The following is a 12,807-nucleotide window of genomic DNA, read 5'->3' as shown; positions in this document are numbered from 1 at the left end:
AGGATCTCCGTTTCCAAAGTTGGGTTTGACTAACACAGCGGTAGCAAATCCTAACGCCCAGAAACCTTCTCCAATTTTGGTCCACCCACGCGTCTGATCCCCCACTCCACCAGCGATCCCGTCGCAATGCCGACCGAATAGCAAACGAGATCAGTCCAGAGAAATCCGAACCCCAATACCAGCCCGCCTAACGTGGTCTGCCGAATCGAGTCGATCCACGGGGCGTGATAAAGCTGGCTGATCTCGACTAGGAAAGCGAGAGCCAGCGAAATTCCTGCCCTCGTTAGGATCAGCCGACCAGCCAAAAGCGTGCTGACCAACAAGAACAGCATCAGCGCCCACAGCGTGTCGCCGGCATATTCAGCCAGGAAGGCTGGCAACTGTCCTCGGTTTCTGCGTGATGCCAAGCCGGCAATAACGACAACTATGGCGGCGAGTAGGTAAGCGAATCGAGTTCGAATCAATCAATAGGCTCTTTCTATTTCGGTTGAGCGGGCGGACATTCCTTCGAACGCTTGGCATTCAGTTCAATGTAATGCAGCCACTGCGTTGGCACATTGTCTTCATAGAAAATGGCTTCGACAGGGCACTCAGGAATGCAGGCTTCACAGTCGATGCACTCATCGGGATGAATGTAGACCATATCGGCATCCTCATAAAAGCACTCACATGGGCAAACCTTCAAACAAGCCTTGTCTTTGCAGCCTTTGCATGGCTCAGTTACGACCATAGTCATATTGGAGATCCTCAGCCTAGAATTGTGGAAAACAGAGTGGGTACCGGAGGAGGTGAGAATCTGGACGACAAAGCGGACGTCAAAATTCAAAAAGTTTCGGATTCGAATCTGACGAACCGAGCCAGCCGTGAACTCGTCGAAATGTGGCGGTCGGGTTCACAGGATGCTGCCCGCGTACTTTTGGCCCGGTACGAGGTCCGTTTGGTTGCGTTGGTTGCGTCTAGACTCAATCGCAAGTACCGCGGCGGCATTGCTCCTGAAGATTTGGTTCAGTCTGCTATGGGCAGCTTCTTCCGAGTAACCAGAGCAAATGCCAGTCCATCCATTAAGCTTGAGAGCACGGCGTCCGCTTGGAACATCCTGGCAACATTCGTTCGGAGAAAACTGGCGAGGGCATTGGAACGCGAAACAGCGGCCAAACGCGGTGGCGGACGGACCAGAATATCGCTCGATGATCTTGAGACTGATCTAAGCACGAACCCTTCCGTAACCGAAGCCAATGAATTGTTGGATGAGATCCATTCAATGCTAAATTCGGATCATTCGCGACTTCTCGAACTTCTCTTGGAGAACAAGACTCAAAGGGAAATTGCGGAACAGCTAGGAGTCGACGAACGGACTATTCGCCGACGCATTAAGTCGATGCAAGACATCGTCAGGGGGCAACTCGCTTCCGTCGATCAGCGAAATGGAGTACTGCTCGATCCAACAATTGAGACCATCAATCTTCCCAACATCAGTTACCGACAGTTTGTACTTGGGAAACTCGTTGGCACTGGGGCACTCGGAAAAGTATATCGAGCGATATTGAAGAGCGATGGACAGGTCGTCGCTGTGAAGTTCATGCACAGGCATCTATGGACTAACCCTCATAGCAAACTATCGTTTCTGCGAGAAATCGACCATGCATCGAAGATCAACCATCGCGGCGTTGTAAAATATCTTGGCTGGGGACATTCGCCACATGGTGGGCCTTATCTTGTCAGTGAGTATGTAGATGGACAATCCCTTGCCAACGTTAAGCCAAACGACTCGTCGACCGCAGTGGAATGGCTAGCTCAGATCTGCAAGGCTGTTGCGGCGGCGCATGACGCAGCAGTTGTACACGGAGACTTAACTCCCAACAACATTCTGCTTGATAGCGAAGGACGAATCGTTGTTACCGATTTCGGTTTCTCAACGTACTCGCAAAAACCAATAATAGATGATGCTGAATGTGAGTTGATCGCATCACTTGGTGGAACGCTTGGCTTTGCCGCTCCCGAGCAGATCTCACCAGCCTTCGGCACGATTGGCTTTACTACCGACATCTACGCGATCGGCGGATTAGCCTTCTATCTGCTTGCTGGTCAAAGCCCTCATGATTCCGGCTCACTGCTCGATACTGTTGCCGACGAAGACTTGATACTACCCAACATTCCAGTTACGCCGGCAGAAGCACAGTTGGCAGCAGTTGCCAAAATTACTTTGAAAAAAGCCATCTCTTCCAGGCCTCATTTGGTAGCTGAATTGTTTACGCTGCTTACCGACTAAGTGGAACCTTTTCGAAGTTTCTCTTCGTCCACTCGCCTAGTTTGCGTGTAACCCTACAGATAGCGGCAACTTGGTCCAGCACGTGCTTCGGTTCGAGGTTGTAGGCTCGGCCACCCGCTTCGTTGACTGCGTTAGCTCGCGGCAATCGCCTAGTAAGGATTGCAAATAGCGACTTATTGGCCATGACGGAGTTGTGAAGTTTGAAAGAGTACGATATTCAGCTTTTGGGAAAACCTAAAAGTGAGTGCGATATGAAGAGCGATTTACCTGACCGAACGTTCGCGTTTGCAGAGGGAATAGTGTGACTTTGCGTTTACTTGGATCAGAACGAGCGAGTATGTGTTCCGAAAGTCGTTTTACTCATTCCGCATTTCAAGAAAGTTCAAATCACGAAAATCACCATTGACACATTCCGTAATAGGAATATGATATTGGCATGCCGCCGACATCGAAATCTAACGACATTTTCAGCGCGATCGCTGAACCGAACCGACGAGGGCTTGTATCGCTCTTGGCTCGCCTCGGTCCGATGACCGTTGGTGCCATCGTTGAGTCGACGGAGCTTTCACAGCCATCGGTTTCTAAACACTTGAGCGTGCTTTTCGAAGTCGGCGTAGTGTCGGTCGATCGGCAGGGCAAGCATCGGATCTACAAACTGGAGGCCGCAAAATTAAAAGCCGTATATGACTGGTCCAAGAGTTTTGAATCACTTTGGGATCACCAACTGGCACGAATCAAGACGAAGGCAGAATCCCGCGCCTTTGAGGCTCGAAAGAACAACTAACTGAGACCTTACATTTTTGGAGTATCAATGGTAAGCGGCACTAAACCACAGAATAGCTTTGAGACTTCTGTAATCGAACGAGTTGTCGAGATCGACGCGCCAATTGAATTCGCATTTGCAGCGATTCTCGATCAGTTGGGGCGGGATTGCGAGATGCCGGGCGGAAAGGCGTTTCCGATGCATCTGGAAACTTGGCCAGGCGGTCGTTGGTTCCGCGACCTCGGCGACAACACCGGGCATCTATGGGGGCACGTCCAGGTCATCAAGCCACCGACACTAATCGAAATCACAGGTCCGTTGATGATGTCCTATGCAGCCATCAATCATCTCTCGTATCGACTTAGTAAAGAAGGAATGGCGAGCAAGTTGATCTTTCGCCATCAAGCTGCCGGCCTACTCAATACCGAACATCTTGATGGACTTTCATTGGGGTGGGAGTACTGGATTGACCGCGTCCGCAAACTAGCAACCGTTAAAGCGAAGGATGCATCATGAGTCGCTGTTGCAAAGAACGATCGTCACATCGAAATCGAACTTGGCTAAGTCGAACGAGTGCTGCAATGCAGTGGGTTCTTCCGAGTATTGTCCTCGCGTTCGTTCCGAAGTGCCCGACTTGCGTGGCTGCTTACCTCGTTTTATGGACGGGACTTGGTGTCAGTTTCACTTCCGTAACTTATCTGCGATGGTTCATCATCGGGACGTGCGTGACTGCGTTTGCACTCGCTGCTTGGATGCAATTAGGTGTTCTACGAAAGATTCTTTTGGTGTTTATTCGTCGGGTAACTTGGAGGTAGAGACATGCAACGTGATATCGTAAGTCGGGATGTTTGGATTGAAGCAAGGAAAGGTTTGCTAGAGGCAGAGAAGGAACTTACGCGTCGCAGCGACGAAGTCGCCAAGCTGCGTCTTCAACTGCCCTGCGTACGCATCGATAAAGATTATAAATTCGAAACTGATTGTGGTGCTTCATCACTCGCAGATCTTTTTCAGGGGCGAAGTCAACTGTTGGTGTACCATTTCATGTTCGGTCCCGAGTATGAAGCCGGATGTGTTTCCTGTTCTGCAATTGCTGATTCCTTTAACGGCTTGCACTTGCACCTTGCCGGTCACGACGTAACGTTGTGCGCCGTGTCGAGCGCACCAATTGCAAAGCTTGCCGCCTATAAGAAGCGGATGGGTTGGACGTTTCCGTGGGCCTCCTCAGGTGGTAGCGACTTCAATCAAGATTTCGGTGTTGGATTTACTGAACAGCAGCAGTTTGAAATCGGGCTAAACTACAACTATCGCGACGAACCTGTATGGCTTCAGCGAAGTGATGAAGGCATGGCCAGCCGAATGCAAAACTCGCCCGTTGGAATCAACGCCGCGATGACTGGAACGGACGTTGCAACTTACACACGTGAGCGTCCGGGGATGAGTGCATTTCAAATTGAAAGCGGAGTCCTCTATCACACGTATTCAACATTCGCACGCGGGCTGGATATTCTATGGTCGCAATATCAGTGGCTCGATCGCGCGCCCATGGGGCGTAACGAAACCGCGGTTTGGTGGCGACGACACGATGAATACAAAAAATCTCAAGGCGAAGTCTCATGCTGTTGCGTGTCTTAAAGTTTGTCTTGTCAAGGAACTACGTTCGCTAATGAAAGTGTACCTACGCGTTTAGAGCTGTATTAAGTCCAAGCTGCTTTTTAATCGAGTCACATTGGCTGGACAGAAGGAACGAAAGTGATTCGAATTTGTCCACCCGATTTGCAAACCCGCAGTAGTTTTAATTGTGAAGTTCGAAGTCGGAGAGGGAGTTCATAGTTGGTCCCCCATTTCAAACTTCACACTTCTTAAGCCGATGCGAGCATACATCAGCGTTTGCATGGCAGTAATCACGACCGCGATGCCTCCAAGCAAAGGCACGCTGGCAGGTTCGGTTTTGCGGCGTGTTGGATTCGGGGTGCACAATCGGCTGCGTTTGTCATGCTGCGAGGGAGTCGATTTTTTGCCATGCTGAAGTTGCGGTGGGCGATTCGATCGTTTACGCTTGGCCATCGTTGGCTCTCCCGGGGTCAGTTATGTGTGGTAACTAACTTGTCCCTTGAGGGCCATTTTCGTTTCAAGAGCAATTCTTGCTCAGGCTTGCATTGCTCTCAGGTCTTTGCCTAAAGTGCAGTTACTCTGTTAAAATACGGAAGAGATGAAGAGTTGGCGGCTATGCTGAGGCACGTCTTCCGAAGCGTCGCAGGTCAGTTCGAAGGCAACCGGGCATCGACGTTGCTCGACACGATAAGGAAGTATTTTATGTCCGTGAATCCGATCGTAGGCGAAAACGAAGTCCAAGGGATATTTGCGAAATTCTGGCCGTAAAGCCCGAACCAGGCTCCGTCGCAGACCAATTGCTCACGAAAGGGCGACAGGAGGGACGACGGGGGGGCGAGATCCGAGGCGCGATCAAGGGTGAGATCAAATTGATCCGTATGCTCGAATCGATTCTAGGTGTGCAGCCAGAGGCAACGGACCTTTCTGGTAAGAGCCTTGAGGAACTGCAAAAGATCACAGAGTCCCTCCAAGATCGCATCCACCGGCGTGGCGGGTGAAGATTGATCAAAGGGCTCTTCCACGCAATTGCCTCACTACTAGGAAATCTCCTGGCTCGAATCGAACCTCCCCACTGTTAAGCTGATATTCCGTGACGCGGGACACATAGAAGAAGACACCGGGCCGGTCTTGAAAACGCACAACTCCCACGCGAGTATTGGGTTAGCGATCAACGACACTCCGGGAAGGTTCCTTATCAGGGTTGATCCGGGGAGTCTCTTCTTAACCAAGCGATTGCCGCGTTAGATGCGGCTTCTCCAACCATTCATGCTCCCGATGACGTTTTCGCCCGGGGAGGGTTTAATCGCGTCCACAATTGGCAAAATTTGCCAATTGTGCTAAACTGGACCAATGACTGAACTCAGGCAATCTTGGCCATCGGAGAGAGAGAGTAAATGGCAACGAAGAACATTAGCCTAACGGAACACTACTCGGAGTTGGTTGACTCACTTGTGACTTCGGGCAAGTACAAGAACGCAAGCGAAGTGGTTCGAGAAGGGTTGCGATTGCTTGAACAGCGGACCTCCGAGGATGAGCGACGAATTGAATTGTTGCAGCAACTGGCCGACGTAGGATTTCGACAACTTGATCAAGGCGAAGGAGTTGTACTGAACGCCGGCAGCCATTTAGCTACCCATATCTCGAAATTGGGCCGTCAAGCAGAGAAGCTCGCCAAAAGCCGAAAGAGTGGTTGATCCAAATGCCACTTGTAGTACTTGCTCCGGCTGCTGAGGAAGACATCGTCAGAATCTTAGCGTGGAGCCACGAGCACTTTGGCGAACAAGCTAGATTGCGATATGAAGCATTGTTGACCCAGGCAATTGTCGACATTGCGGAAGATCCAGAACGCGTTGGTAGTGTACCGCGTGAGGAACTGGCTACTGGTGCTCGCACCTACCACTCATGGCACAGTCGACAACGAATCGCCAAATCGGTTGGCACGGTCGGCACCCCAAGACATTTCCTGTTACTTCGCATTACAGCTGAGGGCCAAATTGAAATTGGTCGAGTGCTGCACGACAGTATGGATCTTGCCTCGAACCTTCCTGAAGTCTACTTGCCACGGCCTTGAAGCTTAGGTGTCGCTGACCGGAAGCGAGACGAGTTTACCAACCTATGTGAGTTGGCCGAAATCTGCTTACAACCGGCCAAGCATGTTTCAACCACATTCCTCATTTTTCAGTGGTAGAACGGCTCACACTGCTAGGAATGCCAAAAGCCCACTATTCCCCGGCGATCGTCCGGGCCTTACTATCGCTTTTCGCGACGGTGAGGTTCGCACGATCGAGAATCCGTTTCATTCTCAATTCACCAATGTGAATGAGTCGAATCGTCATGGGCGGCGAGCTCTCAAGAGTACGTTCGGAAAACCAAACACAACGTCAACGCTTCCGTGGACCACCTTGCAGATGGACCGAGCAAACATGACCGTGCAAACAAAACTCGGGAATGAGTAACGCCATCGCTGCATTTCGTGGTGGCTTAAATCATCAGCGGTGGTCGGCCGGCGGCGCGACGGCAGTCGGCGAGCTGGCCACGATGGTGCATCCAGTGCATGGCTCGCATCAAGAACATGTGCCGCCACGTCCCAAAATAGAGCTCGAACTGCGGAGGTACTCCCTCGAGTACTTGATCAAGTTCCTCTTCACTCGTGCTATCAAGCCAAGCCATGAACTCCTCGTCCATTGATCGCAAGCGACCCAATAGCTCTTCGTAAGGCGGGTACCCAGCCGCATTGGCATCTGGCTGCGATCCTCCGCCAAACTTGTTTTGGAGCGATTGGCAGGGATTCGAAAATCCCTCCATCATCTCGCGGTAACGGCCTTCGGAAAAAACCAAATGGCCCAACAGCCAATGGGCATGATTGCCAGAACCGGCAATCGGAGAAACCAACGCCGCGGACCGCAAGTCGTCAAGTAACGGAAATACAAGCCCAGCGCATTGACGATTCGCCAGGATGAGAATTGGTTTCGATTGCAAAGCTAAACCTCGTCGGAAATTTTCATGTTAGAGACCATGGTCCATTCAGCGACACCGAGCAACACGCTGATCGAGTAGCAAGCGGGTTCTGGCTCGAATAACCCATGGCTGAAGGTGGAGAAGTTTCGTTGGGGTACCCACCAGCAGCAGCTCGGCAGCGGTAACAAGATCGATCCTTCCAGCTCTCCCGTTAGTACTGCTTCATAAGAATAACACCCGCTATGACTAGGGCGACTCCAAAAACTCGTCCAAGATTGATCGGCTGCGGGGCGGCGACGAGCACGTTGAAGTGCTCTAGCAGCAATGCTACTACCATCTGACCTGCCACAACCAGACTGAATGTAAGCCCAGGTCCTAGCTTTGGAAAAACGAAAATCACGATCGAGACATAAATCGCACCAAGGATACCTCCAGCCAAATATCCTATTGGCAGTTGCCGGAGCCCGGTCCATGTGACTGGTTGTTTCGTCAGTATGCAGTATACTAGCAGTCCCGCCGCTCCAATCAAAAACGATATGAGTGCTGCATGCAACGGGCTCGTCAGGGTCTTGCCGAGCTTTGTATTGATTCCGCCTTGAATGGGCAATGCTGAGCCCGCGACTAACGCCATTACTATCAACAGAATTTTGATCATGACGTACCTCTATATCTTTGTAGGTGCGATTAAAAATGTTTCTTAACGTACTTTTCGATCGGCAGGCTAACGAGTAGCTGAGAGCTCTGGGTAATCCGTGTATCCATGCGGGCCGACAGAGTAATAGGTGGCAACCTCGGGCGCATTGAGCGCTTGATTTTCTTTAAATCGTCGTGGCAGATCTGGATTCGCAATGAACAACTGGCCAAAAGCGATAGCGTCTGCTTCTCCATCCCTAATGGCCTGGCTGGCTGAGTCTCGGTCGTATCCGCCATTGGCGACGAGCACACCCTCATACGCTTTGCGAATGTGCGGCGTTACTCGTGGCGCATCCGCGTTGAACAGACGGCCAGGTTTGATCGCTTCCGCAACATGGAGATAGGCCAACTGAAAGTCATTCAGTGCCCCTGCCGCTTGAGTAAACAAAGCAATCGGGTCACTATCCGCCATCCCTTGACCCGCCATGGTCGGGCTGAGTCGCACACCAGTTCTATCGGCGGACCAGGCAAGTGTTACTGCGGAGACGACCTCTCGCAAAAAGCGGATACGGTTGGCAATTGTTCCACCATACTGATCCGTTCGCTGATTCGATGCATCACGCAGAAACTGATCGATCAAATAACCATTGGCCGCGTGGATTTCGACGCCATCGAATCCTGCGTCGCGAGCATTGCGAGTCGCAATCGCATAGTCCTCGATGATGGCGGCGATTTCAGATTGAGTAAGCGCATGGGGAATGACAAACGGTTTCTTTCCGGTCGGCGTGTGCGCTTCGCCAGTTGCCGCAATGGCGCTCGGAGCCACGGGCAACGATCCGTTTTGGTAGTCAGGATGCGAAACACGCCCCATATGCCAAAGCTGTAAAAAGATCTTGCCTTGCTTCGCATGCACGGCGCTAGTGATTTTTTTCCAACCCTCGACCTGGGCGGGAGAGTAAATGCCAGGTGCACCGTGCCAGCCGTATCCCTGCTCACTAATGGCTGTCGCTTCCGAGATGATCAAGGCGGCGCTTGCACGCTGAGTGTAGTACTCTGCCATAAGCTCGTTAGGGACGCGGTTCGACGAACGAGCTCGTGTCAGCGGCGCCATCACGACGCGATGAGGCAGCTCAATCGCACCTACTCGCAAAGTTTGGAACAATGGGTTGTCGTATCTCATGATTTGTTTCCTTTTCTGACTTGAAGTCATCTTTTAGTACGTGTTCAACATCGTCAGATTCTAGCGCCGTCTTTGCTATTCGCAAAATCCATAATTGTTGTTGCAGTAATCGCGTTCGTGTATAAATAAGGGATGGAACTAAGACATCTCAAGTACTTTGTGGCCGTTGCCACCGAGCTGAACTTCTCGCGGGCTGCGGCAACGCAATTGGTCGCACAGCCAGCTCTGAGTACCCAAATTGCCGACCTTGAACGTGAGATCGGAGCACAGCTCTTGTTTCGCACGAAGCGTGTGGTGCGATTGACGGCGGCCGGAGTTGTATTCCTGGAGGAGGCTCGCCGCATCTTGGTAGCGGTAGAAGATGCAAAAGACCGCGCCTTGCGTGCTGCCAGTGGAGAAGTCGGCGAGTTATCGATTGGTTTTTTTACAGCGCCGACAATGCGGTTTCTTCCCGATCTTATTCGGCGATACCGTTTGGCATTCCCTAACGTCTCGTTGCGCATGCTGGAACTTACGCCAGACAAACAATTGGAGGCCTTTAAGCAAGGCGAGATCGACGTAGGTTTCACGCGACCATTGCCTCCAGGAACTCGAGGCCTAGCCATTCAGAAACTCTTTGAAGAGCAACTGGTGGTTGTACTGCCCGAATCTCATCGCTTAGCCAAGCACCGTCGTCTCAAGCTTGAGCAGCTTGCCGATCAACCATTCGTGCTACTTGAGCGAAGTGTGGCTCCCGGGCTTCACGATCAAATCACTTCCGCTTGTCGAAATGCAGGCTTCACGCCGCACGTTCAAAACGCACCAACTCTCATGACTAGTGTCTTAATGCTGGTGGCTGCCGAGCAAGGCTTGAGCATTGTTCCCGAGGGGGTGAAGAATCTACGGAGTGATCGACTCGTTTTCATTCCGATTTCACCCAAGCTTGATCCCGTGCCGCTACTCATGTGCTGGAGCGAACAGAGCAGTTCTCCAACGTTGACGGAGTTTCGAAAGCAAGTGAATTCGCAGTTGCATCTCTTCAAGGCAGATTTCGATGTAAAATAGCTGAAACGATACTCAGGCAGTTGTGAGGAACGGTTCGTTACCATTCATCGTGCCGACGATCTCAATCGAGTGTCTTGGGTACTGAAGAGTCACCGGCGCGCCGGTTCAACAGCATGGAACCGGTATTGAAGAGCGATGAACCCTACGCAGTGGGACAAGAGGTTTTTGTAGGTAAGGCAATGTTTTTGGATTCCATGCATTTTCCGACATCCCCTTTGTCCACTCGCCCTGATGGCGTGTTGCTCCACAGATAGAACCCTGTTTCGTTCGGTCTTGCGCGGTAGGGCCCCCCAATCTCGGAGATGCCCAGAAGGCGTTCGTGCTATCCCATCCACTAGCATTTCTGGGGATTGAGACTGAGTGACTGATAGCGATGGAGTCGTATGAGTCTCGAGGCGACTACTCGGCGTGGATCCAGTGAGTTTGTCTGGCCGCTACTTGGCGTAGTTGGCCACGAATTGGCGGAGGAAGAGAGGGTAGGTAGAATTTTTACAATCGTGAGCGAGCCACGGGTGGCATGTGCATTTGCCAATCCTTACCTGTTGCATTCGTGACGTGGAGCGGCGATCGTCGGCGTGCCGATACCGCGTCACTTCTCTATGCGCAAGACTGCGTTGGTGCGTGGGGGTGCCATGAACGATTCGGATCCCACGCAGGGAGTTGGGTGCGAGGAAAACGGTCTCATCTCCCTTTAATGTTACTCTCCTATGATTCTGACACTGAAGTGAGCAGAGCATGCCAATTGTTGGTTTGCTTTCACTGGTAACGCGATGACAAAGGAGCAAACGATGCGACGAGCGTGGAAAAAACCGATTCTGCTGGGGGGAGTTCTGGTTGTTGGAATGGGAATGACCATTGGCGGATTATTGGGGGGAGGCGATCTTTTGGCTCAGGTGGCAATTCCATCGACAGAGGAAGGTTCGACGATGAAAAAGCAGGCGAGGATAACGGCGTTTCTCAAGAATGATCATGACGATGTAGATGGCCTGGAACTGGATAGCGGAGATCGCGTTCACTTCCCACCACACATGGCCAAGAAAATCATGGCTATTGCTAAAGTCGGTGATTCGGTGGAGATTGAAGGCCGAACCAAGATCAGGCCAAAGGGGGATCAAGTCCTCGAGATCCATCGATTAACATGTGGCAATGAGATGGTCCGCGTTGTCCATCCTCGCCCTAAGCATGATGAGAGGGTTAAGAATGACGAACCGTCCATGAGCGTGGAAGGCAAAGTGACCGCCTTGGCGAGAAATCCACATGGCGACATCGATGGCTTGATGCTCCAAGAGGGGACGATCGTCAAATTTCCTCCTCACCAATCCAGTGATTTGCAGGAGCTTGTACAGGTTGGCGATGAAGTGGAAATCGAAGGCCGACGCCATGTAACTCCACACGGTGAGGTTCATCTGCACGCGGACATCATTCGTGCCAACGGTAAGACCGTTGAACGAGAAGGTCCCAAGCGTGGCCCGAAGCCACCCAAACACAGCACATGGGCCGATGATTCGAAGGAGCCCACCAACGTCGAAATTCTTCGCGAACTCCGAGAGATTCGCAAGATGCTCAGCGAGCGTCGGTAATACTTCACTTTTTGCATCGATTAAGTCCTGTGAGAGCAGGACGAAATCGTAAACGTTTAAACTGGTAAATTCCTAAGTAGAGCACCATGCGAATACTAGTTATCGAGGACCAACCCGAGCTTCGACGCTTGCTGTACGCGATGCTTGATGAGGAAGGCTATGCGGTAGATCTTGCAGCTGACGGCGAAGAGGGTCGGGCGAAGGCGACGACTTGGAGTTACGACGCAATCGTACTCGATTTGATGTTGCCGAAACTGGACGGCTGGAAGTTGCTTGGTCAACTGCGAGAGACGCACAAGGTTCCTGTTCTCATTCTGTCCGCACGAGATGGGCTCGACGATCGAGTGCGCGGTCTTGATTTAGGGGCCGATGATTACTTGGCCAAACCGTTTGAACGCTCGGAGTTGATGGCCAGGCTCAGAGCCTTGATCAGACGTTCTGCTGGACAATCTTCATCGAGTCTACGAATTGGGAATATAACCATCGACCTGCGTGCCCGACAAGCATGCGTGGGTGACGAGCTCGTGAGTCTTACTGCTCGGGAATTTGGGCTGCTCGAATATCTTGCCGTACATCGCGGCAAGGTTATCTCAAGGCGTGAGATCTACGAGCATTTATTTGATGAACTCGATGATCCCGCGTCTAATATCGTCGACGTGTACATCTCGTATCTGCGTCGCAAACTAGGCACCGAGCTGATCGAGACACGTAGGGGGCAAGGCTATGTCATCAGCTAAATCACCGCATTTTCGACGGGGACGCTTTTGCA

16 protein-coding genes are annotated in these 12,807 nt (G+C 51.7%); 10 read left to right on the top strand and 6 right to left on the bottom strand.

Going from position 1 to position 12,807, the window contains the following annotated elements:
• Nucleotides 1-50: 50 nt before the first annotated feature.
• On the bottom strand, nt 51-464 hold the full coding sequence (locus tag VN12_RS05135; RefSeq protein ID WP_146675819.1) for a DUF2809 domain-containing protein: 414 nt from the start codon (nt 462-464) through the stop codon (nt 51-53).
• Between the two features lie 14 nt (nt 465-478).
• Nucleotides 479-736, bottom strand: coding sequence for an indolepyruvate ferredoxin oxidoreductase subunit alpha (locus tag VN12_RS05130; protein WP_146675818.1), 258 nt, complete (start codon nt 734-736; stop codon nt 479-481).
• Nucleotides 737-772: 36 nt separating this feature from the next.
• Here VN12_RS05130 and VN12_RS05125 point away from each other — a divergent pair, with 36 nt between their 5' ends.
• From VN12_RS05125 to VN12_RS05100, 5 genes are all read left to right on the top strand, one after another.
• A complete protein-coding gene (locus VN12_RS05125; RefSeq protein ID WP_205855196.1) occupies nt 773-2,269 on the top strand; it encodes a protein kinase domain-containing protein in 1,497 nt (498 codons plus the stop codon).
• Between the two features lie 436 nt (nt 2,270-2,705).
• Entirely contained in the window at nt 2,706-3,053 is a 348-nt protein-coding gene (locus tag VN12_RS05115; RefSeq protein ID WP_146675815.1) for an ArsR/SmtB family transcription factor, read from the top strand.
• Between the two features lie 27 nt (nt 3,054-3,080).
• Nucleotides 3,081-3,548 carry an SRPBCC family protein gene (locus VN12_RS05110; protein ID WP_146675814.1) on the top strand — a complete coding sequence of 156 codons (468 nt, stop codon included), beginning with the start codon at nt 3,081-3,083 and terminating at the stop codon, nt 3,546-3,548.
• Entirely contained in the window at nt 3,545-3,847 is a 303-nt protein-coding gene (locus tag VN12_RS05105; RefSeq protein WP_146675813.1) for a hypothetical protein, read from the top strand. Before VN12_RS05110 ends, VN12_RS05105 begins: the two co-directional genes overlap by 4 nt.
• 4 nt (nt 3,848-3,851) lie before the next feature.
• Nucleotides 3,852-4,664 (top strand): DUF899 domain-containing protein, encoded by an 813-nt coding sequence (locus tag VN12_RS05100; protein WP_146675812.1) that lies wholly within the window; start codon nt 3,852-3,854, stop codon nt 4,662-4,664.
• A gap of 192 nt (nt 4,665-4,856) precedes the next feature.
• Here the strand turns inward: VN12_RS05100 and VN12_RS05095 are convergent, their stop codons facing one another.
• Nucleotides 4,857-5,096 (bottom strand): hypothetical protein, encoded by a 240-nt coding sequence (locus VN12_RS05095; RefSeq protein ID WP_146675811.1) that lies wholly within the window; start codon nt 5,094-5,096, stop codon nt 4,857-4,859.
• Between the two features lie 941 nt (nt 5,097-6,037).
• Here VN12_RS05095 and VN12_RS05090 point away from each other — a divergent pair.
• Both VN12_RS05090 and VN12_RS05085 read left to right on the top strand, forming a co-directional pair.
• Complete coding sequence (locus VN12_RS05090) at nt 6,038-6,337, top strand: type II toxin-antitoxin system ParD family antitoxin (protein ID WP_146675810.1); 300 nt, start codon at nt 6,038-6,040, stop codon at nt 6,335-6,337.
• Between the two features lie 5 nt (nt 6,338-6,342).
• Nucleotides 6,343-6,714 carry a type II toxin-antitoxin system RelE/ParE family toxin gene (locus VN12_RS05085; protein WP_146675809.1) on the top strand — a complete coding sequence of 124 codons (372 nt, stop codon included), beginning with the start codon at nt 6,343-6,345 and terminating at the stop codon, nt 6,712-6,714.
• 410 nt (nt 6,715-7,124) lie between these two features.
• Here the strand turns inward: VN12_RS05085 and VN12_RS05080 are convergent, their stop codons facing one another.
• The 3 genes from VN12_RS05080 to VN12_RS05070 form a co-directional block, all read right to left on the bottom strand.
• Nucleotides 7,125-7,622 (bottom strand): DinB family protein, encoded by a 498-nt coding sequence (locus tag VN12_RS05080; RefSeq protein WP_146675808.1) that lies wholly within the window; start codon nt 7,620-7,622, stop codon nt 7,125-7,127.
• Nucleotides 7,623-7,812: 190 nt separating this feature from the next.
• A complete protein-coding gene (locus VN12_RS05075; protein WP_146675807.1) occupies nt 7,813-8,256 on the bottom strand; it encodes a DMT family transporter in 444 nt (147 codons plus the stop codon).
• Nucleotides 8,257-8,322: 66 nt separating this feature from the next.
• A complete protein-coding gene (locus VN12_RS05070; protein WP_146675806.1) occupies nt 8,323-9,414 on the bottom strand; it encodes an alkene reductase in 1,092 nt (363 codons plus the stop codon).
• A 132-nt stretch (nt 9,415-9,546) separates the two neighbouring features.
• Here VN12_RS05070 and VN12_RS05065 point away from each other — a divergent pair, with 132 nt between their 5' ends.
• The 3 genes from VN12_RS05065 to VN12_RS05055 all read left to right on the top strand — a co-directional run bounded on the left by VN12_RS05065 (nt 9,547) and on the right by VN12_RS05055 (nt 12,775).
• Entirely contained in the window at nt 9,547-10,458 is a 912-nt protein-coding gene (locus VN12_RS05065; RefSeq protein ID WP_146675805.1) for a LysR substrate-binding domain-containing protein, read from the top strand.
• A 788-nt stretch (nt 10,459-11,246) separates the two neighbouring features.
• A complete protein-coding gene (locus VN12_RS05060) occupies nt 11,247-12,038 on the top strand; it encodes an OB-fold nucleic acid binding domain-containing protein (protein ID WP_205855194.1) in 792 nt (263 codons plus the stop codon).
• 86 nt (nt 12,039-12,124) lie between these two features.
• Nucleotides 12,125-12,775: a response regulator transcription factor gene (locus VN12_RS05055; protein ID WP_146675803.1), complete on the top strand. Its 651-nt coding sequence runs from the start codon at nt 12,125-12,127 to the stop codon at nt 12,773-12,775.
• Nucleotides 12,776-12,807 lie beyond the last annotated feature (32 nt).

It is taken from the genome of Pirellula sp. SH-Sr6A (assembly GCF_001610875.1).
Lineage (GTDB): Bacteria > Planctomycetota > Planctomycetia > Pirellulales > Pirellulaceae > JBKCUI01.
This window is presented reverse-complemented; position numbering and strand designations above follow the sequence as displayed.

Coding starts and splice junctions, on each gene's coding strand:
- VN12_RS05085 (WP_146675809.1), top strand. CDS start 6,343: ATGCCACTTGTAGTACTTGCTCCGGCTGCTGAGGAAGACATCGTCAGA.
- VN12_RS05055 (WP_146675803.1), top strand. CDS start 12,125: ATGCGAATACTAGTTATCGAGGACCAACCCGAGCTTCGACGCTTGCTG.
- VN12_RS05130 (WP_146675818.1), bottom strand. CDS start 736: ATGACTATGGTCGTAACTGAGCCATGCAAAGGCTGCAAAGACAAGGCT.
- VN12_RS05105 (WP_146675813.1), top strand. CDS start 3,545: ATGAGTCGCTGTTGCAAAGAACGATCGTCACATCGAAATCGAACTTGG.
- VN12_RS05065 (WP_146675805.1), top strand. CDS start 9,547: ATGGAACTAAGACATCTCAAGTACTTTGTGGCCGTTGCCACCGAGCTG.
- VN12_RS05095 (WP_146675811.1), bottom strand. CDS start 5,096: ATGGCCAAGCGTAAACGATCGAATCGCCCACCGCAACTTCAGCATGGC.
- VN12_RS05110 (WP_146675814.1), top strand. CDS start 3,081: ATGGTAAGCGGCACTAAACCACAGAATAGCTTTGAGACTTCTGTAATC.
- VN12_RS05070 (WP_146675806.1), bottom strand. CDS start 9,414: ATGAGATACGACAACCCATTGTTCCAAACTTTGCGAGTAGGTGCGATT.
- VN12_RS05075 (WP_146675807.1), bottom strand. CDS start 8,256: ATGATCAAAATTCTGTTGATAGTAATGGCGTTAGTCGCGGGCTCAGCA.
- VN12_RS05060 (WP_205855194.1), top strand. CDS start 11,247: ATGCGACGAGCGTGGAAAAAACCGATTCTGCTGGGGGGAGTTCTGGTT.
- VN12_RS05090 (WP_146675810.1), top strand. CDS start 6,038: ATGGCAACGAAGAACATTAGCCTAACGGAACACTACTCGGAGTTGGTT.
- VN12_RS05100 (WP_146675812.1), top strand. CDS start 3,852: ATGCAACGTGATATCGTAAGTCGGGATGTTTGGATTGAAGCAAGGAAA.
- VN12_RS05115 (WP_146675815.1), top strand. CDS start 2,706: ATGCCGCCGACATCGAAATCTAACGACATTTTCAGCGCGATCGCTGAA.